The organism is Idiomarina abyssalis (genome assembly GCF_900116625.1).
Classification (GTDB): Bacteria; Pseudomonadota; Gammaproteobacteria; order Enterobacterales; family Alteromonadaceae; genus Idiomarina; species Idiomarina abyssalis.
Window position 1 is genome coordinate 860911 of record NZ_FPBE01000001.1, and the last position, 23117, is coordinate 884027.

Genomic DNA, 23117 nt, shown 5'->3' on the forward strand with positions numbered 1-23117 from the left:
GTTATCTAATTAGCCCAAAGCACAACCGCCGCTTTTTGCTTACGACCGCCGTAGCCAAAGGCTTTACTGAAGGTGCTTATAGGTACAGGTAAGTATTGACGCTCAGTTGGAGATTCCCAGGGCAGCGTGTCATAGTCCGGGTCATTGATGTAAATAAAGTCGTCATCCGCAGCGCAAATTAAAACCCAGTGTGGAGCGCGAATACCATCAAACTGATAAGTTGAAATCAGCGCCATAATCAGACAGCCGTGGCTTAAATCTTCTTTTATTAAATTAACGTCATAATCACGTACAACAATGGGCACATCGTGTTCACGTAAATAGGTCATATCGGCCTGCTGTATACGCTGCATCACAGTCTTTTTCTGTTCCTGACGAACTGAATCTACAAACAGGGGCTGCTCAGTATTAACTTCCACCCGTACTTTCAAGCCACGTTGATACGCCGCGCGCGCCAGCCCATGTGGCCCACAACCACCATGTCCGGAGGTCATATAAATGGTGGTTGCCTGACGCCAAATTTCCAGCTCTTCAGCTTGCGGATCGCTGCTCGGCCGGCCGAAATAATCCATCGCCATTAACAAGCTGGCTGGTCCGCAGGTAAACTCTGTCGACTGAGTCAGCATAGGAACATATTCATCCGTTGCTCCCACACCGGAGTCCTCGCCCATTTCATATCGGGGAAGCAGCTTTTGTAAAACTAATGCGTCGGTAGATTGTGAAGATGAAGGAGGAAAATACGCCTCGCGCAGTTCTATAGCACGGAACCCTTCACTGTTCATCAACTGTTGCGCAACCGTATTAGAAGTAGCGACTTCGGTGCGCAGAAACAGTGAATGTCGCTTATCCGCGAGCTCTTCTGCAGTTTGCAGTAAACTCCGTCCATATCCCCGGCTTCTGCAGCTTTCATCGACAACCAGCGCATAGAGCCGAGCCAGATTAGTATTATTTCGGTATAGAACAACGGTATAGCCAATTACCCGGGCATCGGCCACCAACACATGAAAGTCTGCAGTGGATGACTCAATGAACCGCCGAAAGCTGCGCTTACTAATAGCATCTTCGGGGAAAGTAAGAGCTTCCAGCGCAGTTACTGCATCCAAATGCGACGTTTGTGCAGGGATTATTCGAGTTCTTTTACCAGTCATAAATTTACGGTCTCTCCAAGCGCTGCTCCCGAGGTAATAACCTAAGGCTTCAGGCTACCTTTTGTACCACGAATCGTGTTAAACTTGCGCGCAAATTTTGCCAGTCGGGATTATTCTGTGAGCGATAAAAAACCTTCTTTAAGTTATAAAGACGCGGGCGTCGACATTGACGCTGGTAATGCATTGGTTGAACGTATTAAAGGCGTTACCAAGCGCACGCACCGCCCTGAAGTCATGGGTAACATTGGTGGGTTTGGTGCTCTGTGTGAAATTCCGGCGGGTTATAAGCAACCGGTTCTGGTTTCCGGAACCGACGGTGTTGGTACCAAATTACGCTTAGCTATCGATCTTAAACGTCATCGTGGTGTGGGTATCGATTTGGTTGCTATGTGCGTTAACGACCTTATTGTACAGGGTGCTGAGCCTCTGTTCTTTCTTGACTACTACGCAACAGGCAAACTGGACGTTGACGTGGCAGCCGATGTGGTTGCCGGTATCGGTGACGGCTGTGAGCAATCAGGCTGTGCCCTGATTGGTGGCGAAACCGCAGAAATGCCAGGCATGTACGAAGGCGGCGATTATGACTTAGCCGGTTTTTGTACGGGTGTGGTCGAAAAGTCAGAGGTTATCGACGGCACTAAAGTTGCCGACGGTGACGCTCTAATCGCCCTGGCATCAAGTGGTCCTCACTCGAACGGTTACTCGCTTATTCGTAAAATTATTGAAGTCAGCGGCGCAGATTTAGAGTCTCACCTGCAAGGTAAAACACTGGCAGACCACCTATTAGAACCTACACGCATTTACGTGAAATCGGTTCTGGAATTGATTAAACACGTACCGGTACACGCGTTGTCACACATTACCGGTGGTGGCTTCTGGGAAAATATCCCTCGCGTACTGCCTAAAGGTAGTAAAGCCGTTATTGATGGCAACAGCTGGGACTGGCCGGTTATCTTCGACTGGTTAAAAGAAAACGGCAATGTCAGCATGAAAGAAATGTACCGCACCTTTAACTGTGGTGTGGGTATGGTTATTGCGGTTCCAAACGAGCACGCAGACAAAGCCATCCACATTCTGACCGATGCAGGCGAAGACGCCTGGAAAATTGGCCGTATTGCCAATGCAGCTGAAGGTGAAGAGCAAGTCGACATTCTGGCCGACGAGACTCACTAATGAAGCGTATTGTTGTTCTAATTTCAGGCACGGGCAGTAACATGCAGGCCATTCAACAGGCCTGTGAAGAAGGTAAAGTCGCCGGTGAAGTGGTTGCGGTTATTTCCAATAAAGCTTCCTCTAAAGGTTTAGAGAAAGCTGCGGCTAAAGGCATTGATACCGGAGTATTAAGCCACAAAGAGTTTGACTCTCGTGAAGCTTATGACGCTGAGTTAAAGACATTGATAGACAGTTACCAGCCCGATCTGGTCGTACTTGCCGGCTTTATGCGTATTCTGACAGGCGAATTTACGCGCCACTACGAAGGCCGTATGTTTAATATCCACCCGTCTTTGTTACCCAAATACAAAGGGGTGAATACGCACCAAAGAGCTTTGGACGCAGGCGATACCGAACATGGTGTGAGTGTGCACTTTGTAACAGAAGAGCTGGATGGAGGCCCCGTCGCATTGCAGGCTAAGGTTCCTATTTTCGAAGGCGACACGGTAGAAGATATTCAGGCCCGGGTTCACGAGCAGGAACATCGTATTTATCCACTGGTGGTTAACTGGTTCTGTCAGGGGCGTCTGAAGCTGGAAGGTGGGCGCGTCACCCTCGATGGCGAAGTGCTAGGCGCCCAAGGCTACGCAGCAGATTAATTTACATAGACAAGCTCTTAAGCGACATGGTCGCTTGCTCGTCACCTTCTTTAAACTGCTGCATTTTAACCATCACATAGTTTAGCTCCGGCGCAAACCAGAAAAAGGTCTGACGCCGGTTATTATCCCTTATGCGCCCTACCTTTATTGCTTTAACCTCGCCGTAAGGTAAAGATAACTGCTGGTCTCGTGCTAATACCTCAAAACGATACTCATCTTCGTTCCCTTTTTCATCAACAAGCCGGTATTCGAAGACTTCAGAACCATTGGCTAAATCAACACGCAACTGCTCCGTCACGTTGGCTTCATCGAACAAGGCATCTTCCCAGTTCACATCCAGCATGCGCCCGGTATCAACGTTACGGACTTTCTTCTCATCCGCTATAAATTCGCCATGAAAGGACTTATCCGACCCCGTTCCGGTTCTCATATAAATAAATTCGCGCGGTTCCAATCGGCTATTTTTTTCATCCACAATAAATACGGAGCGAGCTTCACGCGTATCGGACAAAATAAACCAGGAAATATCGGACTTCGTTCGCAACTGCCATTCGTCCTCAGGCGACACTTCCAGGTAACGATAACCTTCCCCATATTCGCTATCACCACGCGTGATCACATAATCAGCCTGATAAGGTTTCATCGACTGTTCGATAGACTGCTCGGCATTTTGATGGTTATCGGCGCTGGCATAGCTCATTGTCATACTGCCTACTAAAACACTGGATACCAGCCAACTGACTGTCCTTTTCACTGTCACTTCTCCACTTTATTTACTACTGGACGTTTATATTGACAACAAAATTCAAACGCCCGTTCAATTTTTGCTTGAAAATAACCGCTCGTTGATCTAACTTGCACAGTATCACTGGTCAGACCTCCAAGTCGGAGTATTACACTATGAGTATTGCACTTTGGATTGTCGCTACTGTTTTAGTTGCGGCTGCATTAATTTACAAACGAGCCAGCCTGGCTATGTTCAGCGCCGGTTTAGTTATTATGTTCGCTATTGGTAGCGCAATCGACATTGTTGGCCCGGTTCTTTGGGTTATCTTAGCCATTGTGCTGGTACCACTCAACTTAGCACCGGTTCGTTTGAATCTGCTGACTAAGCCTATTCTTAGCGCATATCGCAAGGTAATGCCAGAAATGTCTGACACCGAGCGCGATGCACTGGAAGCCGGCACCGTATGGTGGGATGGTGACTTGTTCAGCGGCGACCCTGACTGGAAAAAACTTCACGACGTACCTAAGGCCGAATTAACGGCTGAAGAAAAAGCTTTCTTAGAAGGCCCCTGTGAAGAAGTCTGTAAAATGCTGAACGACTGGGAAGTCACACACGAACTAACGGATATGCCCGAGCATGTCTGGCAGTACCTGAAGGATGAGAAATTCTTCGCCATGATCATCAAGAAAGAATACGGTGGTCTGGAGTTTTCTGCTTACGCGCAGTCTCGTGTGTTACAGAAGCTGGCCGGCGTTAGTACGGTACTGGCTTCAACCGTCGGTGTACCTAACTCATTAGGCCCGGGCGAGTTGTTGCAGCATTATGGTACCAAAGAACAGCAGGACCATTACCTGCCTCGCTTAGCCAGCGGTGACGAAATTCCATGTTTCGCACTGACCAGCCCGGAAGCTGGCTCTGACGCCGGTGCTATTCCTGATTCAGGTGTAGTCTGTAAAGGCGAATGGAACGGCGAAGAAATCGTCGGTATCAAACTGAACTTTGACAAGCGCTACATCACGTTAGCGCCAGTCGCTACTGTACTAGGTCTGGCATTCAAAATGTACGACCCTGACAACCTTATTGGTGAAGAAGAAGAGCTGGGTATTACCTGTGCCCTTATTCCTCGTGACACTAAAGGTGTTGAAATAGGTCGCCGTCACTTTCCGCTTAACGTCCCGTTCCAGAACGGTCCTATTCGCGGTAACGACGTATTCGTTCCATTAGATTACATTATTGGCGGCCAGAAAAATGCCGGTAAAGGCTGGCGTATGCTGGTTGAATGTCTGTCAGTCGGCCGTTCAATCACTCTACCGTCAAACAGCGCCGGTGGCATTAAATCGATTGCTCTGGCAACCGGTGCGTATTCCCGCATCCGTCGTCAGTTCAAATTGCCTATCGGTAAAATGGAAGGTGTTGAAGAGCCAATGGCACGCATTGCTGGTAACGCTTACCTGATGGACGCGGTTACCATGTTATCGACCAAAGGTATTGACCTGGGCGAAAAGCCTTCGGTTATCGGCGCCATTGCAAAATACCACATGACTGAAAAGTTACGTTCTTGCATGGACGACGCTATGGACATCCATGGTGGTAAAGGCATCTGTTTAGGTCCGAATAACTACTTAGGCCGTGGTTACCAGGGTGTCCCGGTTGCTATTACCGTTGAAGGCGCCAACATTCTGACTCGTAGCATGATGATCTACGGCCAGGGCGCCATCCGTTGTCATCCGTTTGTTTTAAAAGAAATGGAAGCATCAGCGGAACAAGGGCCTGAAGCTCTGAAAAAGTTTGATAAAGCCGTATTTGGTCATATTGGTTTTGCCATGAGTAATTTCGTTCGCTCGGTATTTTATGGCTTTGGTGGTCACCGTCTGAGCTCTGTTCCGGCAAGCGACGAAACCCGTAAATACTATCAGCAGATGAACCGCTTTAGTGCCAACATGGCGTTATTGTCAGACATTGCTATGGGTAAACTGGGTGGCAGCCTCAAACGCAAAGAGCGCGTTTCTGCACGCTTAGGCGACATGCTTAGCTACTTGTACATTGGTTCTTGTATTCTGAAGCGTTTCCATGACCAGGGCCGCATTAAAGAAGACCTGCCGTTAGTTCACTGGGCTATGCAGGATACCTTGCATAAGCTGCAGGAAGCACAGCTGGAAATGCTGGCAAACTTTGGTGGTGTTGGTAGCTTCATGCGTGCAGTAATGTACCCGTTAGGCCGCATTGCTAAACGTCCTTCAGACAAGAACGATCACAAAATTGCCCGTATGCTGATGTCACCTAATGACGTACGCACACGCTTAGGCGAAGGTCAGTTCCTGAGCCCTGAAGGTCACTTCGGTTTCCTTGAGCAAACACTGCAAGACGTCATTGCTGCCGAGCCGTTGTACGACAAAGTCTGCAAAGCAGCCGGTAAACGCTTTAGCTTTACTCAGTTAGACCAAATTGGTGCTAAAGGTAAAGAGCTGGGCGTACTAAGCGACGATGAAGTTGCGTTACTAGAGCGCACTGAAGCGGGTCGCTTACGTACCATCAATGTTGATGACTTTGCTCCGGAAGATCTGTTAGCCGGTAAAGCAGCATTTGATTACGCATTAAAAAATCTAAAGAAAGGTGAAGCGGCATAATCGCTAACCTCTAAGTAAAAACGGCGCCCTGGTTTCAGCGGCGCCTTTTTTTTATGCTAGAATCTTGCGCTGGTTTAAAAACTTATAATAAAGGCGTGAGTTATGCAGTCTCCCAATAACGACTACAACGCAACCAGCAAGCGCGGTTGGTTTACCCGTTTTCTTGATACCGTTGAGTGGCTCGGTAATCTGTTACCCCACCCAATTACCTTATTCGCTCTGTTCTGCCTCTTCATTATTTTCATTAGTGGCATTGCCGCTTACTTCGGTGTCAGCGCAATAGACCCCAGAGACGGCGAAACCGTTATAAAAGCCGTCAGCTTACTGAATGCTGAAGGGATACAACGCATTGTGACCAACCTGGTCACTAACTTTACCGGGTTCACGCCTTTAGGTACGGTTTTGGTCGCTCTTTTGGGTGTGGGCGTTGCTGAACGTTCGGGCTTAATCTCAGCCGCCATGCGCGGACTGGTTATGAAAGCCCCGCCACGTCTTATTACCGTTACTGTGGTCTTCGCCGGTGTCGTTTCCAATACCGCGGCCGAGCTTGGTTACGTGGTTCTGGTACCTCTTGCTGCCATGATTTTTTATGGACTGGGTCGTCACCCCCTGGCTGGTCTTGCAGCAGCTTTTGCCGGCGTCTCTGCCGGTTACAGTGCCAACCTGCTAATTGGAACGGTTGACCCTTTACTGTCGGGCATTACCGAAGAAGCCGCTAAAATAATCGACCCAAGCTATACCGTCGGCGCCGAAGCCAACTGGTACTTTATGATGGTCAGCACCTTCTTGATTGCCATTATGGGTGCTTTGATCACAGACAAAATTGTTGAGCCAAAACTGGGCAAATACAACAAAGACGAAGCCTCTATTGATTTATCCGATCAATCGTCCATGGATCCACTCAACCAAAAAGAAAAACGCGGGCTAATTTACGCTGGTATCAGTGTGTTGATTCTCGCCGGCATTCTGGCGTTAACGGTCGTGCCTGAATGGGGCATTCTGCGCCACCCTGAAACCGGTGAAGTCACAGGCTCCCCGTTCCTCAAGGGCGTTGTGGTTTACATCTTCTTCTTCTTTGCCATTCCGGGTTATGTTTATGGTCGCACCGTTGAAACCATGCGAACCGACCGTGATGTCATTGACGCTATGTCGCACAGTATGAGTACTATGGGCATGTACATTGTGTTGGTGTTTTTTGCCGCACAATTCGTCAACTTCTTTAAATGGACTAACTTCGGAACCATTTTTGCCATTAACGGTGCCGAGTTCCTGACCAATATTGGCATGACCGGTCCTATCATTTTCTTGTTCTTCATTATGGTTTGCGGCTTCGTTAACTTAATGCTGGGCTCGGCTTCGGCACAGTGGGCTATTACTGCGCCTATCTTCGTACCTATGCTTATGCTGATTGGCTACTCGCCGGAGGTTATTCAGGCCGCCTACCGTATTGGTGACTCGGTAACGAACATCATTACCCCTATGATGAGCTACTTCGGTTTGATATTGGCAGTCGCCGCTCGTTATAAGAAGGACTTGGGTATAGGGACCCTGATTGCCATGATGCTGCCATACTCTATGGTCTTCTTTGTCGGTTGGTCAGTACTTTTCTTCCTGTGGGTGTTTGTGTTCGGTTTCCCTGTTGGGCCTGCAGCACCGACTTTCTATAATTAAAAAAACTATTCTGGCCGGCGCATTACGCGGTATGCAATAACCGCTAATAAGCCGGCCACACCTATCACCCACGCCATAGCGTAGTCAGTAAACGAACCAGCCTGACTCACCCCGGCAGACACCAAACCGGCAATTAAAAACTGTAAACTGCCGGTTACCGCCGAGGCTGAGCCCGCCCGTTCTTTTTGTTCTGCCAAAGCCCCGGCCATAGCATTGGGGAAAACCAAACCAAGCGTTGAAATATAGGCGAATAAAGGCAGCAAAATTCCCCAGAAGCTCGCATTTAAGTAAGCCATAACACACATTATGACCGAAACTATTGCCAGCATAGGCAAAGAAACATTAAGAATTTTGCGAGAGGAATGGTACTTCAACAACCAACCATTTAATTGAGAAAGCCCGATAATACCAATAGCATTCAGACCAAATAACCAACTGTAGTGAGTTGGCGAAAGACCGAAAACTTCTATAAACATTTTCGGCGAACCAGTGATGTAAGCAAACAGACCCGACTGAGCGATAGCACCTGTTAACGAATAACGAAGAAAAGACGGATCGCGAAGCACTGACCAATAGGTGCTGCCGGTGTTCCGCATACGCACATCGTAGCGGCGCCCCCGCGTTTCCGGCATGACAAAGTGAATGGTTACCGCTGACGCAACGCCCAATGCAGCCACAATCAGAAACAAAGCGCGCCAACCCATCCATTCCGTTACATAAGCCCCAAATAACGGGGCCAGAATAGGCGCGACGCCCATAACAAGAATGAGAAAAGAGAACACACGGGCTGATGCTTGTGGTGTGTATAAGTCACGCACCACCGCCCGGGCAATAACAATACCGGCACAGGCCCCAATGGCCTGGAAAAAGCGTAAAACGACAAGCCACTGAATGTCCGGGGCAAAAGCACAACCAATAGACGTCACCACGTAGATTGCCAGCCCGATATACAACGGGTTCTTGCGTCCGAACTTATCAGTCGCAGTACCGTAAAGTAACTGACCAATAAAAAGACCGAAGAAAAAGGCAGTCAGTGATAACTCAACGTGATGTGTATCGGTTGCATAATCAGACGCAATAGCGCTGAATGCCGGCAGATACATATCGATGGAAAGCGGGGCAAAAGCCGTCAATAACGCCAGAATGACAACAATAAAATCAAATCTGGCGTTATCTGAAACAGGTGCAGGCTCGAACTGTCGAGCCACTAATTATCTCCGGCAGGAACGTAAGACTGTGTTGCAAAATCCTCTGGGCGTTTTAATACGTCCTGAGTACGGGCATAATTCACCAAAGACTCAGCGTAGTCTATTCCTGTATTGCGGGCCCGACCTCGCTCACTGACACGATAAAACGTATCATAACCATCCTGACCACCGGCAATAAAGCTATTGGTGACCATGACATAGGTTGCCCTTGCCATCATTGGTTGCCAACTGTTGCTGCCTTTATCCCACACCTGCAGATTAGACACACGGCTGCCCTTTTCTTTGGTTAAATCAACCGAGTAACGAATACCGGCACCATAAGGGTACGCTCGTGTTGAGCCGCCGTCAGAGACTGAATAAGCTAACGCCTCTTCCATTGCCTGCTTGAACTCAGAACCACTGAGCTCCAGTTTCACCAGCGTATTCGCAAAAGGCAGTACGTTAAATGCGTCACCGACTGTGAAATCTCCCTCACTAATATCAGACCTTACGCCACCACCGTTTTGTATCGCAAAGTCGGCCTCCGGCACTGAATGCAAAAAGGCTTCGGCTACCAGGCGATGAGCACCTGAACTCATTACATCAGCGCAGCCGTCGCGTCGTGGTAAATCAATTTCCTGACTGCAAATTTGTTGCGGAACTTGCGCTAACACTTCAGCAGAAAAGTCCTCAACTTTGCTTTGATAATCTTCCAGCATATTCTGCAGCTCAGCATCCGGCTCGACAAAGCTGAACACACCACTTTCTTCCAATGCAGTCTTGATGGGTTCATAAGTTGTCACAATGCCGTCACTCACTTGAATATCATTACTCAAGAGGTAGTGCGGCCGGCCACCGCATTCTTCAATTTTGTCACCGTCAAAAAACGCCTGCATTTCACCAACTACGAGTGAATACTGGTAAGCATGAGCAAGACAAACTTTGTCGCCATCGGCATTTGTTAACTCAGTTGGGTAGGGTCCATCAGATTCCATTCCAAAACCGCTGAAATCACCCAGTAAGGTGTGTGAGTCACCGCCAATAACAATATCGACGCCAGGCAGTTGCTGCACCAGCTCTTTGTCACGTTCGTACTGAATATGAGTCAGCAGGACAATTTTCTCAATGCCTTGCTGTTGAACTTCGGCAACATATTTACGTGCCGTTTCCAGTTCATCTAAAAACTCAGTAGTTTCATCGGGCTGTGACGATTTTTTAGTTTTACTGGCGATATCCAGACCAATAATGGCAATTTCCTCACCATTACGCTCAACAACGGTATAGGGTTTGAACATCTCCCAATCACGGTTCGGTGTTAAAGGGGAATCGCCCACTTTAGGCTTAATGTTCGCCCCCAGCTTAGCTGTCGGACAACGTTCAGTGCCCAACTGCTGCAGAAACTTGACCAGCCCTGCATCGCCATTATCAAACTCGTGATTACCAATCGTGAAAGCATCAAAACACACGTTATTCATCATACGGGCGTCGGCTTCACTGCCAAATAACGTAAAATACAAGCTACCAGTAAGAGCATCGCCAGCATGCAGGGTCAGCACATTGTTATTCGCTTTTCGGAGCGCCTTAAGTTGAGCCGCAACCCTTGGGAAACCGCCTGCTTCAACCTGCCACTCCTGATCACCCCAAACCAGAGTTTGCTGTTTTGGCGCCAAAGTGGAGTGATGATCATTAATGTGTAACAGCGTTAATTGGAACTTATTGCTTTGGGGCTCCTGAGGAGCTGAGGCACAACTGATTAACAGCGCAGAAGCTGCAACAGCCGTCCACCCTCGAACCATACGTTTTAAATTAAACTCGCCTGTTTTCACCAGCTGATCCTTTTAGTCTTTTATCAACCCAATTTCACGTAAGCGTTGCATTAGATAGTCATCCGCAGTAATCGGTTCATCGCGCTGCGGATTTTCTTCGGAAATACAGCTTTCCAAAGGCGTAATCATCACATCCGGATTAAAGTGCAAAAAGAACGGAATAGAGTAACGTGATTTAGCATTGTATGGTGCGGGAGGGTTAACTACCCTATGCGTCGTGGATGGCAACACATGATTGGTCAGCCGCTGTAGCATATCACCCACATTACAGATAATAGCACCTTCGATAATTGTTACTGGTACCCACGTCCCGTCTTTAGCTAAAACTTCCAGCCCTGGCTCACGCGAACCCACTAATAAGGTTAAAACGTTAATATCTTCATGTGCGCCGGCGCGAACAGAAGGGGTATCTTCATCAATAATAGGCGGATAATGCAAAGGACGCAGAATTGAATTGCCGTTGTTAACCTTATTTCGGAAAAAGTCCTGCGGTTGACCTAAATAAACGGCTAAAGCATCCAGTACCTGATTACCCAGCTTATCTAATGCCGCGTATATAGCAAGCATGTCGTCCTTAAACTTAGGCAGTTCCTGCGGCCACACGTTAGGTAACAACTGTGGGTAAGCCGGCTCACCTTCCACTTCCCGGCCCACATGCCAGAACTCTTTCAAATCAACATGCGTCGCGTCTTTAGCAACCTCGGTACCAAAAGGAGTATAGCCGCGCGCGCCACCCTCGCCCGGACGATGATATTGCTTCTTAATGTTTTCCGGTAACGCGAAAAGCTCACGGCAGGTATCCAGTGCCCGTTCAATAAGCGTTGTATCAACTCCGTGCTGAGTTAAGGCAATAAAGCCATATTTCTCATAACCGTTGCCTACATCTTGAGTAAAGGCATCAAAGTCGTCATGGTAACGACGCATATCAACGTGTGGGATAGACTGCATGGTGGCTTCCAACTTCCTAAAAGAGCTCAATGAATAGGCCTGTATTGTATGAATATTCAGGTTAAATCACAAGTTTGCGAGCACACGCTTTACTGGGTTAAAGCCCTTGCGATGTATAGGGCACGGCCCATACTTTTCTAATAGTTCAAGGTGCTTGGGAGTGCCATAAGCCTTGTGCTTGTCAAATTCATACTGTGGGTAGAGTTCATGCCACTTTAGCATCTGTCTGTCCCGTTCCACTTTCGCTAAAATCGATGCTGCTGCAATGCACTGTTCACTCGCGTCTCCTCCCACTATAGCTTTTGCAGGGACGTTTAATTCAGGCACCCGGTTACCGTCCACTAAAACCATGTCAGGCTTAACTGGAAGTGCTTCAATGGCTCTTTGCATGGCTTTCATCGACGCCCAAAGAATATTAATAGCCTCAATTTCATCAGGATCAGATTGAGCAATGGCCCAGTAAAGCGCCTTTTCCTTTATTTCCAGACTGAGCTTCTCGCGCTTTTTCTCGCTCAGCTTTTTCGAGTCGTTTAGCCCTTCAACTGGATTCTCCGGATCCAGTATCACCGCTGCCGCCACAACCGGCCCTGCAATAGGCCCCCGACCGGCTTCATCTGTACCACAAATCATTGACACTTTTTTCACCTTGTTTGCTTTGTTCCGCTGCACAATAATGGTTATGATACCTGCGCATAATAATTAGACCAATAAAATAACAATCAGGGGTTACACCATGGCTCAATCTCCACAACCAGACCGTTCACAAAAGGAAAAGCCGGACAGTCTGCTTAACCGCCTTCTTGATGGCGTTGAAAAGGTCGGTAATAAACTACCTGACCCGGCCGTTATGTTTTTTGGCCTGCTCGTTATTGTCTGGGCAATGTCCTGGCTATTATCCGGCGTCAGCTTTGACGAGAAACACCCGCTAACCGGGGACACAATAGGCGTTACTAACCTATTAAGTGGTACCGAAATGGCCGCATTCCTTGCCAATATGGTTGACACCTTTATGGGCTTTGCGCCTTTAGGTGTTGTGCTGGTTGCCATGTTGGGTGTCGGCGTAGCCGAGCGCTCAGGTTTTATTAATGTCGCCATTAAGTTAATGCTGAACGTCACGCCCAAAATGCTGCTGACGCCAGTGCTGATTCTGGTTGCTATTGTCAGCCATACCGCCGTTGATGCTGGCTATGTACTGGTTATTCCTTTGGGTGGTGTTATTTTCTACGCTGCCGGTAGACATCCATTGGCCGGTATTGCCGCCGCTTTCGCCGGTGTTTCCGGTGGCTTCAGTGCCAACTTTGTTCCTTCCGCTATTGACCCGTTACTGCAAGGCTTTACTGAAAGTGCAGCACAAATTATTGATGCGGATATGCAGTTAAACCCATTAAACAACTATTACTTTACCGCCGCTTCGTCAGTTATCGTTGTCGCTATTGGCTGGTTCCTGACCGATAAGGTGGTTGAACCACGGTTACGCGGTGCCGAAATTGACGGTGATGCGAGGATATGCCTGCACTGGATGATGTTTCCCCACGTGACCGCAAAGCGTTTTACGCGGGCGTAATTACCATGGCCGTAGGTTTGGCCTTATTGTATTTTTCCGCAACGGCTGAAAATACACCATTAGCTGACCCGGCAACGGGTGAATTGGCATCCTACTCAGCCCCTCTTATGGGCATGATTGTTCCGCTTATTTTCCTGCTGTTTATTATTCCGGGCATTGTTCATGGCTACGTTTCCGGTAACTTTACCAACTCGCAGGACGTTATCGGCGCAATGACCAAGTCGATGGAAGGTATGGCTTACTATATGGTCATGGCGTTCTTCTGTGCCTTATTTATTAAAGCCTTCGGTGACTCTCAGCTCGGTACGCTAATTTCCGTTAAAGGCGCGAACTTCCTGGCCAGCCTGGAGCTGTCCGGTGGAGTTACCATGGTCGGCATCGTCATTCTGGTAGCATTTATCAACCTGTTTGTGGGTTCAGCTTCAGCAAAATGGGCTTTGATATCACCTATTTTTGTGCCCATGCTAATGCAGCTGGGTTACTCACCGGATTTAACTCAGGCTGCTTATCGCGTCGGTGATTCATCCAGTAATATCATTACTCCGTTGCTGCCCTACTTCCCGCTGGTTGTGCTTTACTGCCAACGTTACGTAAAAGGCACCGGCATTGGCACATTGGTTGCGATGATGCTGCCTTACACTATCGCTCTGTTGATTTTGTGGTCAGCGTTCCTGATTCTATATTGGACACTCGGGTTCCCTCTCGGTATTCAGGCAAACTACGTTTACCCGGCGGGCTAAGCTCATGACCTCTGTTAATAATAAAACAGTCTGGCTAACCGGTGCCTCTTCGGGCATCGGTCTGGCTTTGGCAGGTCAGTTAGCCAATCAGGGTGCCAGACTGATTTTAAGCTCACGCCGTGAGCAGCAGTTGGAAGAGTTACGACAGAGCCTTCCAAACAGCGCACAGCATCAGGTATTAGCTCTGGACTTAAGCCAGCCTGAGAAAGCCAAAGAAACAGCTTCTGCGGCATTGAAAAATACATCGGTCGACATACTTATTAATAACGCCGGTGTTTCTCAGCGCAGCCTGGCTATGGAAACTGATCTCACTGTATACAGAGCGCTGATGGAGGTCGATTACTTCTCGGTAGTGGCGTTAAACCAGGTGGTATTAGCTGACATGGTAAAGCGCCGTAATGGCCATATTGTCACCGTTTCTAGTGTGGCAGGCAAAGTTGGAACCAAACTACGCAGTGGTTATTCAGGTGCTAAGTTCGCAGTCATTGGCTATATGGACTGCCTGCGAGCGGAAATGGCCGAGCACAATGTGCGTTGCACCACGGTGCTTCCCGGCTTTGTACATACACAAATAGCGCACAACGCACTGACCGGCGACGGCTCTTTAAGAGGGAAAGAAGACCAGGACAACGCCAGCGGCATTAGTCCTGAGCAATGCGCCGCCGATATTATCCGCGCTATTGAAAGCAATAAAGCGGAAGTCATCAGCGGCAAAGGCATGAGCAAAGTAGCACCGCTACTACAACGCTTCTTCCCGGGGTTACTCAGAAAAATGTTAGCTAACCGGTGAGTTCGCTTACCGGTTTTAATTCCAGGCAGGGTTCCAGGTAACTTCCCAAATATGCCCATCCGGGTCTTTAAAAAAGCCCCCGTAGCCGCCCCAGAATAAGTCTTTCGCGGGTTTAATAATCTCAGCCCCTGCTCGTTCCGCTTCTACCATAACGTCATCAACCGAACTCCGGGAACTGACATTATGGCTCAGCAGAACTTCATTAGCCGCACGAGCGACATCCACGCCCATTTCTGCCGCAATACTTTTACGTGGCCATAACGCCAATCTGAGCCCACTGGGTAATTTAAAGAACACCACGGCACCATGCTCAAACTCTTCACCTATAATGCCGTCGGTTTCCCAACCCAGGCCGTCCTGATAAAACGCCAACGAACGTTTCAAATCATCAACGCCTAAGGTGATCACACTAATACTGGGGTTCATAGAACCTCTTCACGATTAAGGCTAAACTCTTACAATGTACTCTAATCAACATTGATACTCCGGTCAAAACATGGATAAAGAACTGCTAAGCCATTATAAGAATACAGATTACTGGTTCACAGTTGATGACAAGACAATCACTCTGAATATAGGGCGGAAGAATAATGACTTTAACCGCTTATGTGAACGTTTCGGCTGCACTACGGGTGCTTTTATCACAGCCTGTAACCCCCAAAGCCAACTGCTCGCAGATGACGAAAATAAACGCAGAAACAAACAATTAGCCACTCATTTAGAGAAATTAAGCCAAGTTTACTGCTTTTCTGGTGCAGGACAGGACCGCGACCAACAATGGCCGCCGGAAGCCAGCTTTATGATTTTAGGACTCAGTCAGGAAACAGCCATTGACCTGGCACGAGAGTACCAGCAGAATGCGCTGGTCTGGATTGAACATCAACAAGCTGCAGTGCTCATCGACGTATGAGTTAAGGGGACATCATGCCATCACACCATAGCCGCTGATAAACAAGCTTTTGCTTATGCGATCATCGCCGTACTGTTATGGTCAACGGTCGCTACTGCATTTAAAATAACTCTTCAGTACATGACACCACTGCAGATGGTCACGGCTGCCAGCACGGTATCTTTTGTCATTCTAGCGCTGGTCTGCTTTATTCAGAAAAAAAACTCTGAGCTGATACTTGAGCTGCGTAAAATGCCTCTGTATTACCTGCTGATGGGGCTTATTAATCCACTAATTTACTACCTGGTGCTTTTTCAGGCTTATAAACTATTGCCGGCTTCCGAAGCCCAGCCACTTAATTACACCTGGGCCATTGCCCTTAGTATTATGGCCGCGCTGTTTTTAAAACAAAGCATACGTCGTCGCGACTGGATTGCCTGCGCCTTAGGTTATTTTGGCGTTTTGGTTATTGCCACACGAGGTAATGTGCTGGCTCTTAGCTTCAGTGACCCCTGGGGCGTTACGCTAGCGTTAATTTCCACTTTCTTGTGGGCTGGTTACTGGATCCTGAATACACGCCGCAACGCCGACTCCGTCGTGAGCTTAGTACTTTCCTTTGGCCTGGCTTTACCCATACTCATTGTGGCTAGTTTTATCTGGAGTGACTGGTCTGCAATACCCTGGCAGGGTTGGGCAGCGGTAAGCTACGTAGGCTTATTTGAAATGGGAATAACCTTCTTATTCTGGTTAAAAGCTATGAAGACAGCTACCAATACGGCGCTTATCAGTAACCTTATTTTTATTTCGCCTTTTATCTCACTGTTGCTGCTCTCAGTAGTAATTGGCGAAACCATTTATCCAAGCACCCTTGTTGGCCTTATGCTCATCATTTTCGGACTGTTAGTTCAACGTATTCACTTTCGGCGTAAGCTTAAGCCATAGCCTTGTTCACAATCTCATCGGCGGCTTCTTTGTCCTCTTCATCTGGTGAAGGGCCGTCATCCACACCGTTCTCTCCCGGTGCCAAAGCAAGCTCCGTCAGTAACGGAAAATGATCGGAACCAAAGCCCGGTAAACGCGTCATTGAAACCAAAGCAAAATGGTGGCTGTGGAAAATATGGTCGAGCGGCCAGCGTGCAAACCAATATTCCGCATGAAAGGTATTGAACATACCGCGCCCAATTCTAGGGTCTAACAAGCTACTGATTTTTCTGAAAAGAAGCGTGGTACGTGACCAGGCAACGTCGTTCAAGTCTCCGGTGACTATGGTTGGGTATTTCTCCGGCTCTACCCTACGAGCAACCAGCACCAGTTCGGCATCCCGCTCTTCCGACTCTTCATTCTCAGATGGACTCGGTGGCGCCGGATGCACAAAATGCGCTTTTACTCTCTGTCCGCAAGGCAGTTCGATAAAACAATGTATTGAAGGTTTGTCATCTTCTACCAAATACTCGACATTAACGTCAGACAAAACATAACGAGAATACACATGCATACCATAGAGGTTGTCCAGAGGTACCTTTACCGTACACGGATAATCCTTTTCAATTACATCTAACCGTTCCTGCCACCAGTCATCCGACTCAAGCGTGACCAGTACATCTGGCGTAAAATCATGAACAAGCTTAATCAAGCCATCGCTATTATGGTTAGGGGTAAGAACATTGGCCGTCATAATACGTAAACGCTCGTAATGACTACCCGCCCGGACAGCTTCAACTTCCTTAGGAAAGAAAAACGTATAAGGCACAACCCACCATAGCTGACAAACTAAACAACCAATGAGGAGCCCCAAAGCAATAGCAGTAACAGACGTCCAGTCACGAATAACAACCAGACCCACAACCAGCAAGGCCGCTAATAACACCGACAGCTGCAAACGCGGGAAGTCCAGACCCCGTATCCACCAAACCTGCGACCTCGACAACGGTGCCAAAGTCAGCACCATCAGCACTGCGGCTAGAGAAAAATAAATAATTTCAAACATGCTGGCTCTCGATACTTCTCAGATAAGAAAACCATAGCACAGCTATAGAAAATAAGGGGAAAGGAAGTGTTAAGGCTCCTACGGATAGTGTGTGTAGCGCCAGGAGTTAAGACCCTCTGATACAGGAGTGTCGAAGGCCAGAGATGGCCTTCGTCAAGCCCTCATGGATGAGCTCGTTGCGTCTCCTGTATCAGAGGGTCTTGGCTCCTAGCGGAGCGCAATGTCCGTAGGAGCCTAGCCTTTATCTCAGACCATGTTTACCAGCATGCTGGTTGGGTCTTCGAGGTATTCTTGCCAGAGTTTGTTGAAACGGGCAATGGTACCACCATCGATAATGCGATGGTCGCCTGACCAGCTTACCGTCATTATCTTACGGGCAACAACGTTGCCGTTAGCATCAAAGCGCGGCAGTTCCTGCACTTTACCTAAAGCGACAATCGCAGCTTCCGGCTTATTGATGATAGGAGTTGCCACTGTACCGCCAATAACGCCGATGTTTGAAATGCTGATGGTACCGCCTTTCATATCGGCTTGCGGCAACTTGCCTTCGCGCGATGCCTGAGTCAGACGAGTGACTTCATTGGCTACATCAATAATGCTCTTGTTTTGTACCTGTTTGACGTTAGGTACTAACAGGCCAATTTTGGTATCAACGGCCATGCCAATGTTGTGGTCATCAAAGTAAGTGATCTCAGTACAGTCTTCATTCACCTGTGCGTTCATCACCGGGAATTCTTTCAGTGCCAGCGAAAGAGCTTTAATGAAGAATGGCATTACAGTTAAACGAATACCTTTCTCTTTGTACTGCTCTTTCAGCTTTTCACGCAATGCGATTAGCTCAGTAACATCAAACTCATCCGCGTAAGTGAAATGAGGAATGGTGCTGACCGAGCTCATCATTTGCTTAGCCATAGCCGCTTTCACACCGCGGATAGCCTCGGTACGAGTACCACCAGTAGTAGCCGTTTTTTGTGACGGCTGACTATCAGTTGTTGTCTGCGCTTTCTGGTCACCTGACTTAAAGGCTTCAATATCTTGCTTCAGAACCCGGCCTTTTTTACCCGAACCCGATACTTCCGCAATATTAATATCGTTCTCACGTGCCAGGCGGCGTACTGCCGGGCTTGCAATGGCTTTGCCCTGACGTGCTTTCGCTGGCGGTTCAGCCTCTGCTTTGGAATCCGATGACGGTGTCTTAGACTCAGGTTCAACATGACTCTGCGGAGCATTTGAATCCGATTCTTGAACGCCACCCGCGGGCTTCAACGCAAACAACGGCTTGTGTACTTCCGCAATATCACCCTTCTTGTGATACAGCTTAACCACGGTACCGTCGTCTTTCGCCGGAATTTCAACCGTTGCTTTGTCCGTCATGACTTCAACAACCGGCTGGTCTTCTTTTACTTCATCGCCTTCAGACACCAGCCATTCAACAATTTCACATTCAACAATACCTTCGCCAATGTCCGGCAAAATAAAGTCGGTTGTATCGCCACCGGCTGAGGTTTGTTTTTGCTCAGTTTTCGATTCTTCTTTTTTAGCCGGCGCGCTGTCTTTTTCTTTGGCCGGCGACTCATCAGAAGAGCCGTCAGCTGGCTTAATGGCAAATAACGGCTCGTGGACCTTAGCGATATCACCTTTCTGGTAATACAGCTTTTCTACAACGCCGTCGTCTTTAGCCGGGATCTCAACCATGGCTTTATCGGTCATTACCTCAACCACAGGTTGGTCTTCTTTAACCTCGTCACCTTCGGCAACCAGCCACTCAACGATTTCGCACTCTACGATCCCTTCGCCGATATCGGGCAGAATAAAGTCTTTACTCATGTCGATGGGTCCTTAGTAGTTCATTGAGCGTTTGATCGCTTCATAAATCTTCAAATGATCAGCCATGTACTCTTTCTCATGACACAGCGGATACGGTACATCGATACCGCAAACACGGGCAATTGGAGACTCAAGATACAAGAAGCATTTGTCCTGAACGGTTGCCGCGATTTCGCTGGCAAAACCACCGGTAATAGGTGCTTCCTGGCTAATCACCAGGCGTCCGGTTTTCAGAACTGACTGAGTCACAGTTTCAACATCCCACGGGGAGATGGTGCGCAAGTCAATCACTTCGCATGAAACGCCATCTTCTTCGGCTTTTTCAACTGCTTTTTCGGTCATTTCCATCTGCGCGCCCCAGCCAAGAACGGTAATATCTGTACCTTCTTTGACCACGTCAGCTTTGCCTAGTGGAATAGTGTATTCTTCTTCAGGAACCTCACCTGTTGAGGCGCGGTACAACCGCTTCGGCTCCATGAATAACACCGGGTTTTTATCAAAAATAGCGCTCAGCAGTAACCCTTTTGCTTCGTACGGGTTACGTGGAGTCACAATTTTAATGCCCGGCGTATGCGCAAAGTAGGCTTCCGGAGACTGTGAGTGGTAATGACCACCGGCGATACCGCCACCGTACGGTGTACGAATGGTTAAACCACCAACGTTGAACTCATTACCTGAACGATAACGGAACTTGGCCGTCTCATTCACAATTTGGTCAAATGCCGGGAATATGTAGTCACCGAACTGAATTTCAGCAATAGCAAAGCTACCCTGCGAAGCAAGACCATTGGCAAAACCAATAATGCCTTGTTCAACCAAGGGTGTATTAAAGTTGCGATGTTTGCCGTATTTTTCGGTCAAACCTGAGGTTGCACGGAATACACCGCCAAAACCACCAGTATCTTCACCAAAACTGTATACGTTGTCATGTTTGGCCATCGCCAGGTCTAGCGCGCTGTTGATGGCCTGTAGTAAATTCATTTTAGCCATTAGTCCAGTCTCCCCGACGTTTTACTGTAGGCATCCGGGTATTTGCGGATGTGCTCTTTTAACTCGTCTAACTGCTCTTTCAGCATGTCAGTCGGTTCGTCGTAAACATCATTGATCAGTTCATCAATGTGCGGGACCGGTACTTTTTCTGACTCTTTTAATGCTGCCAGAACTTTCGCTTTTACTTCTGCGTGATGCTCTTCAACGTGATCTTTATCCAACCAGCCTTCATTCATCATCCACTTCTGCAAACGTTCAAGTGGGTCTTTGGCCTGCCAGTCTGCTTCTTCATCACGAGTACGATAACCTGTAGGGTCATCTGACGTAGAGTGACCTGACATACGATATGACATAGCTTCAATCAATACAGGCTCGTTTTCTTCTACAGCTAAACGACGAGCTTCCTGCGTTGCCTTCAACACAGCGAAAACGTCGTTACCATCAATACGTATGGTTTTCATACCATAACCAATACCACGCGGTGCGATACCGTCACCAGCATACTGCTCGCCTTGCGCTGGTGTAGAAATAGCGTAACCATTATTACGGCAGAAGAAGATAACCGGCACTTTATAAACCGATGCCATGTTCAGAGCGGCGTGGAAGTCACCTTCAGATGCTGCGCCTTCACCAAAGTAACAGATAGTGCACTTTTCGGTTTTATCCATTTTCTGACCAAACGCATAACCTGTTGCCTGTGGAATTTGCGTTCCCAAAGGCGACGATATGGTCATGAAGTTTAAGTCAGCGCAACCGTAGTGAACCGGCATCTGACGGCCTTTACCTAAGTCTTTCTCGTTAGAAAACAGCTGATTCATAAACTGTTCAACGGTAAAACCTCTATATGCTAAAGCGCCCTGCTCACGGTACTGGCCCATGATCATGTCACCGGCATCCAGCGCGGCGGCAGAAGCCACGCTTTCAGCTTCTTCACCCCGGGAGGCCAGGTAAAAACTGATACGACCCTGACGCTGAGCGGCAATCATGCGTTCATCAAGAATACGGATAAATTGCATAGTGTCGTGAATTTTCACGATCAGCTCTTTATCGTACTCCGGCATATCGGCATCTTTATGGAAACTGCCATCTTCTTTTAAGATTTGCAGCATTGGAATTGTGACTGAGTCTTTATCAAACCATTTCGGTTTGGTCACAATCTCTGTGTTGTGTTTTTTATCCTTGGCCATAACCTTCTCTTTCGGTTTTAAGCTGGGTGGAAAATTGCCGCTACTTTACCTTTACGTAAAGTGACATGCAAACCACACACTAATGAAAACTGAGTGCGCTAAGTGTAAATAGAAACGAACAGTAATAACAACAAAGCCTGACTACTTAGACCAGTGAGTCTCAGACCAGGTCGAGCGATTCTGTCGGTACCCGTACCACAGTTAATAGCGCCCGATGTCCCAGCGCCACTTTGGCATTGGGGAAAATAATATGTTCACCATCGTGCTGAGCGTAATGCTTTTTTTCACCGTCTCGCGCTAGTAAATCCCCTTTATTAAAAGAGGTAAAGTTAGCAACATTATCCGCAAAGTTTAGCTCAAAGTCCTGCTGAGTGCGGTTAATGGTTTGTGCTTCTTTAAAGACATAGTGTTGTTCTGGCTCAAAGGGACCAAATTCCAGCTCCATTTCAGAAATCAATTTCCGCAGTGAATTTTCGGCTCCGGCAAACTGAGTACGGTCATTTTCGCCAAACGGACGAACCTTTCCTAACTCAACCGTAAATGCCTGTGCGTTAAACTGCCTGACGCTGAAGTAAGAAAAGGTGGTTGTCGGCGCCTGGTTTAATAAAACGGTATCGACCCCACAGGCCAGTAAGAACTGGAGCTGCTGCCGACTATAGGGGGCTCCGTGTGTAAACGGGTAAACGGCAAACTTCTCGCGTTTTGAGTCCCGAATTGCTGTATGCAAATCATAGTGCAGTCGCTCTAGGGAGCCATCAGGAGCTGACTGATAAAACCGCTCTACGTAACTCTCAATTTTAGCCGCACGCTCGCGTTCTTTGTTCTGGGTATCACCTTTACTATGCGCGCCGCTGAATAACCGGTTCATATTTTCTTCAACAAAGCGTTCGCCTTTATTAATTGAAGCCGGGTTTGCAATTAGAAACAGTGTACGGTGTGTCACTGTCTGCTTTTCATTAATAATATCGTTAATAATGTCGCGACAAATTTCGATAGGAGCCGTTTCGTTACCATGCACTGCACAAGATAAAATAATGTCCTTTCGGCCAGGGTTTTCTGGAGTAACTTCGAGCACACCACTGTCCCAAACCGACAATTTCGTGCCATCGGCAAGCTTTAAATTATGACTTTCATCGCAGCCCCACTCGTTTTCGCGAGTCCAGGCAAGAAAATCAGAAAAGACCTTAATCACAATGTT

19 protein-coding genes and 1 pseudogene are annotated in these 23117 nt (G+C 47.9%); 8 read left to right on the top strand and 12 right to left on the bottom strand.

What is annotated here, in order from left to right:
* Positions 1-5: 5 nt before the first annotated feature.
* A complete protein-coding gene (locus BM359_RS04275) occupies positions 6-1148 on the bottom strand; it encodes a peptidase C39 family protein (RefSeq protein WP_054488269.1) in 1143 nt (380 codons plus the stop codon).
* 117 nt (positions 1149-1265) lie between these two features.
* On the opposite strand from BM359_RS04275, the gene purM reads away from it, so the two are divergent.
* A complete protein-coding gene (gene purM, locus BM359_RS04280; RefSeq protein WP_054488553.1) occupies positions 1266-2321 on the top strand; it encodes a phosphoribosylformylglycinamidine cyclo-ligase in 1056 nt (351 codons plus the stop codon).
* Positions 2321-2959, top strand: coding sequence for a phosphoribosylglycinamide formyltransferase (purN, locus tag BM359_RS04285; protein ID WP_054488271.1), 639 nt, complete (start codon positions 2321-2323; stop codon positions 2957-2959). The genes purM and purN overlap by 1 nt, the downstream gene beginning before the upstream one ends.
* A 1-nt stretch (position 2960) precedes the next feature.
* Here the strand turns inward: purN and BM359_RS04290 are convergent, their stop codons facing one another.
* On the bottom strand, positions 2961-3713 hold the full coding sequence (locus BM359_RS04290) for a DUF3108 domain-containing protein (RefSeq protein ID WP_054488273.1): 753 nt from the start codon (positions 3711-3713) through the stop codon (positions 2961-2963).
* A gap of 146 nt (positions 3714-3859) precedes the next feature.
* On the opposite strand from BM359_RS04290, the gene fadE reads away from it, so the two are divergent.
* Positions 3860-6313 (top strand): acyl-CoA dehydrogenase FadE, encoded by a 2454-nt coding sequence (gene fadE / locus BM359_RS04295; RefSeq protein ID WP_054488275.1) that lies wholly within the window; start codon positions 3860-3862, stop codon positions 6311-6313.
* Between the two features lie 102 nt (positions 6314-6415).
* On the top strand, positions 6416-7984 hold the full coding sequence (locus BM359_RS04300) for an AbgT family transporter (RefSeq protein ID WP_054488277.1): 1569 nt from the start codon (positions 6416-6418) through the stop codon (positions 7982-7984).
* Between the two features lie 5 nt (positions 7985-7989).
* On the opposite strand, the gene BM359_RS04305 is transcribed toward BM359_RS04300, so the two are convergent.
* The 4 genes from BM359_RS04305 to rnhB all read right to left on the bottom strand — a co-directional run bounded on the left by BM359_RS04305 (position 7990) and on the right by rnhB (position 12575).
* Positions 7990-9192, bottom strand: a complete 1203-nt coding sequence (locus BM359_RS04305) for a multidrug effflux MFS transporter (protein ID WP_054488279.1) — start codon at positions 9190-9192, stop codon at positions 7990-7992.
* On the bottom strand, positions 9192-10997 hold the full coding sequence (locus BM359_RS04310) for a bifunctional metallophosphatase/5'-nucleotidase (RefSeq protein WP_054488281.1): 1806 nt from the start codon (positions 10995-10997) through the stop codon (positions 9192-9194). Before BM359_RS04310 ends, BM359_RS04305 begins: the two co-directional genes overlap by 1 nt.
* A 12-nt stretch (positions 10998-11009) precedes the next feature.
* Positions 11010-11945 (bottom strand): isopenicillin N synthase family dioxygenase, encoded by a 936-nt coding sequence (locus BM359_RS04315; protein ID WP_054488283.1) that lies wholly within the window; start codon positions 11943-11945, stop codon positions 11010-11012.
* Between the two features lie 66 nt (positions 11946-12011).
* Positions 12012-12575, bottom strand: coding sequence for a ribonuclease HII (rnhB, locus tag BM359_RS04320; protein ID WP_054488285.1), 564 nt, complete (start codon positions 12573-12575; stop codon positions 12012-12014).
* 103 nt (positions 12576-12678) lie between these two features.
* Here rnhB and BM359_RS04325 point away from each other — a divergent pair.
* A pseudogene (locus BM359_RS04325) lies at positions 12679-14249 on the top strand (AbgT family transporter).
* A gap of 4 nt (positions 14250-14253) precedes the next feature.
* On the top strand, positions 14254-15039 hold the full coding sequence (locus BM359_RS04330; protein WP_054488287.1) for an SDR family oxidoreductase: 786 nt from the start codon (positions 14254-14256) through the stop codon (positions 15037-15039).
* A gap of 15 nt (positions 15040-15054) precedes the next feature.
* Here BM359_RS04330 and BM359_RS04335 read toward each other — a convergent pair whose 3' ends face one another.
* Positions 15055-15465 carry a VOC family protein gene (locus BM359_RS04335; RefSeq protein ID WP_054488289.1) on the bottom strand — a complete coding sequence of 137 codons (411 nt, stop codon included), beginning with the start codon at positions 15463-15465 and terminating at the stop codon, positions 15055-15057.
* Positions 15466-15535: 70 nt separating this feature from the next.
* On the opposite strand from BM359_RS04335, the gene BM359_RS04340 reads away from it, so the two are divergent.
* Positions 15536-15949, top strand: coding sequence for a DUF3293 domain-containing protein (locus BM359_RS04340; RefSeq protein ID WP_054488291.1), 414 nt, complete (start codon positions 15536-15538; stop codon positions 15947-15949).
* A gap of 63 nt (positions 15950-16012) precedes the next feature.
* Positions 16013-16870, top strand: coding sequence for a DMT family transporter (locus tag BM359_RS04345; protein WP_327077525.1), 858 nt, complete (start codon positions 16013-16015; stop codon positions 16868-16870).
* On the opposite strand, the gene BM359_RS04350 is transcribed toward BM359_RS04345, so the two are convergent.
* The 5 genes from BM359_RS04350 to astE all read right to left on the bottom strand — a co-directional run bounded on the left by BM359_RS04350 (position 16860) and on the right by astE (position 23111).
* The gene (locus tag BM359_RS04350; RefSeq protein ID WP_054488295.1) at positions 16860-17915 is read right to left on the bottom strand and encodes an endonuclease/exonuclease/phosphatase family protein; all 1056 of its coding nucleotides are present in this window, start codon (positions 17913-17915) and stop codon (positions 16860-16862) included. The two genes, BM359_RS04345 and BM359_RS04350, sit on opposite strands and share 11 nt — an antisense overlap.
* A gap of 246 nt (positions 17916-18161) precedes the next feature.
* Entirely contained in the window at positions 18162-19742 is a 1581-nt protein-coding gene (locus BM359_RS04355; protein ID WP_054488297.1) for a dihydrolipoyllysine-residue acetyltransferase, read from the bottom strand.
* Positions 19743-19754: 12 nt separating this feature from the next.
* On the bottom strand, positions 19755-20732 hold the full coding sequence (locus tag BM359_RS04360) for an alpha-ketoacid dehydrogenase subunit beta (RefSeq protein ID WP_054488299.1): 978 nt from the start codon (positions 20730-20732) through the stop codon (positions 19755-19757).
* Complete coding sequence (locus BM359_RS04365; protein WP_054488301.1) at positions 20732-21919, bottom strand: thiamine pyrophosphate-dependent dehydrogenase E1 component subunit alpha; 1188 nt, start codon at positions 21917-21919, stop codon at positions 20732-20734. The genes BM359_RS04360 and BM359_RS04365 overlap by 1 nt, the downstream gene beginning before the upstream one ends.
* Before the next feature lie 160 nt (positions 21920-22079).
* Positions 22080-23111, bottom strand: a complete 1032-nt coding sequence (gene astE / locus BM359_RS04370) for a succinylglutamate desuccinylase (RefSeq protein WP_054488303.1) — start codon at positions 23109-23111, stop codon at positions 22080-22082.
* Positions 23112-23117: the final 6 nt, after the last annotated feature.

What these genes read in the sequence shown, in the direction of transcription:
- BM359_RS04275 (WP_054488269.1), bottom strand. Translation starts at nt 1,148, where the DNA reads ATGACTGGTAAAAGAACTCGAATAATCCCTGCACAAACGTCGCATTTG.
- purN (WP_054488271.1), top strand. Translation starts at nt 2,321, where the DNA reads ATGAAGCGTATTGTTGTTCTAATTTCAGGCACGGGCAGTAACATGCAG.
- fadE (WP_054488275.1), top strand. Translation starts at nt 3,860, where the DNA reads ATGAGTATTGCACTTTGGATTGTCGCTACTGTTTTAGTTGCGGCTGCA.
- BM359_RS04300 (WP_054488277.1), top strand. Translation starts at nt 6,416, where the DNA reads ATGCAGTCTCCCAATAACGACTACAACGCAACCAGCAAGCGCGGTTGG.
- BM359_RS04315 (WP_054488283.1), bottom strand. Translation starts at nt 11,945, where the DNA reads ATGCAGTCTATCCCACACGTTGATATGCGTCGTTACCATGACGACTTT.
- rnhB (WP_054488285.1), bottom strand. Translation starts at nt 12,575, where the DNA reads ATGATTTGTGGTACAGATGAAGCCGGTCGGGGGCCTATTGCAGGGCCG.
- BM359_RS04330 (WP_054488287.1), top strand. Translation starts at nt 14,254, where the DNA reads ATGACCTCTGTTAATAATAAAACAGTCTGGCTAACCGGTGCCTCTTCG.
- BM359_RS04335 (WP_054488289.1), bottom strand. Translation starts at nt 15,465, where the DNA reads ATGAACCCCAGTATTAGTGTGATCACCTTAGGCGTTGATGATTTGAAA.
- BM359_RS04340 (WP_054488291.1), top strand. Translation starts at nt 15,536, where the DNA reads ATGGATAAAGAACTGCTAAGCCATTATAAGAATACAGATTACTGGTTC.
- BM359_RS04350 (WP_054488295.1), bottom strand. Translation starts at nt 17,915, where the DNA reads ATGTTTGAAATTATTTATTTTTCTCTAGCCGCAGTGCTGATGGTGCTG.
- BM359_RS04355 (WP_054488297.1), bottom strand. Translation starts at nt 19,742, where the DNA reads ATGAGTAAAGACTTTATTCTGCCCGATATCGGCGAAGGGATCGTAGAG.
- BM359_RS04360 (WP_054488299.1), bottom strand. Translation starts at nt 20,732, where the DNA reads ATGGCTAAAATGAATTTACTACAGGCCATCAACAGCGCGCTAGACCTG.
- BM359_RS04365 (WP_054488301.1), bottom strand. Translation starts at nt 21,919, where the DNA reads ATGGCCAAGGATAAAAAACACAACACAGAGATTGTGACCAAACCGAAA.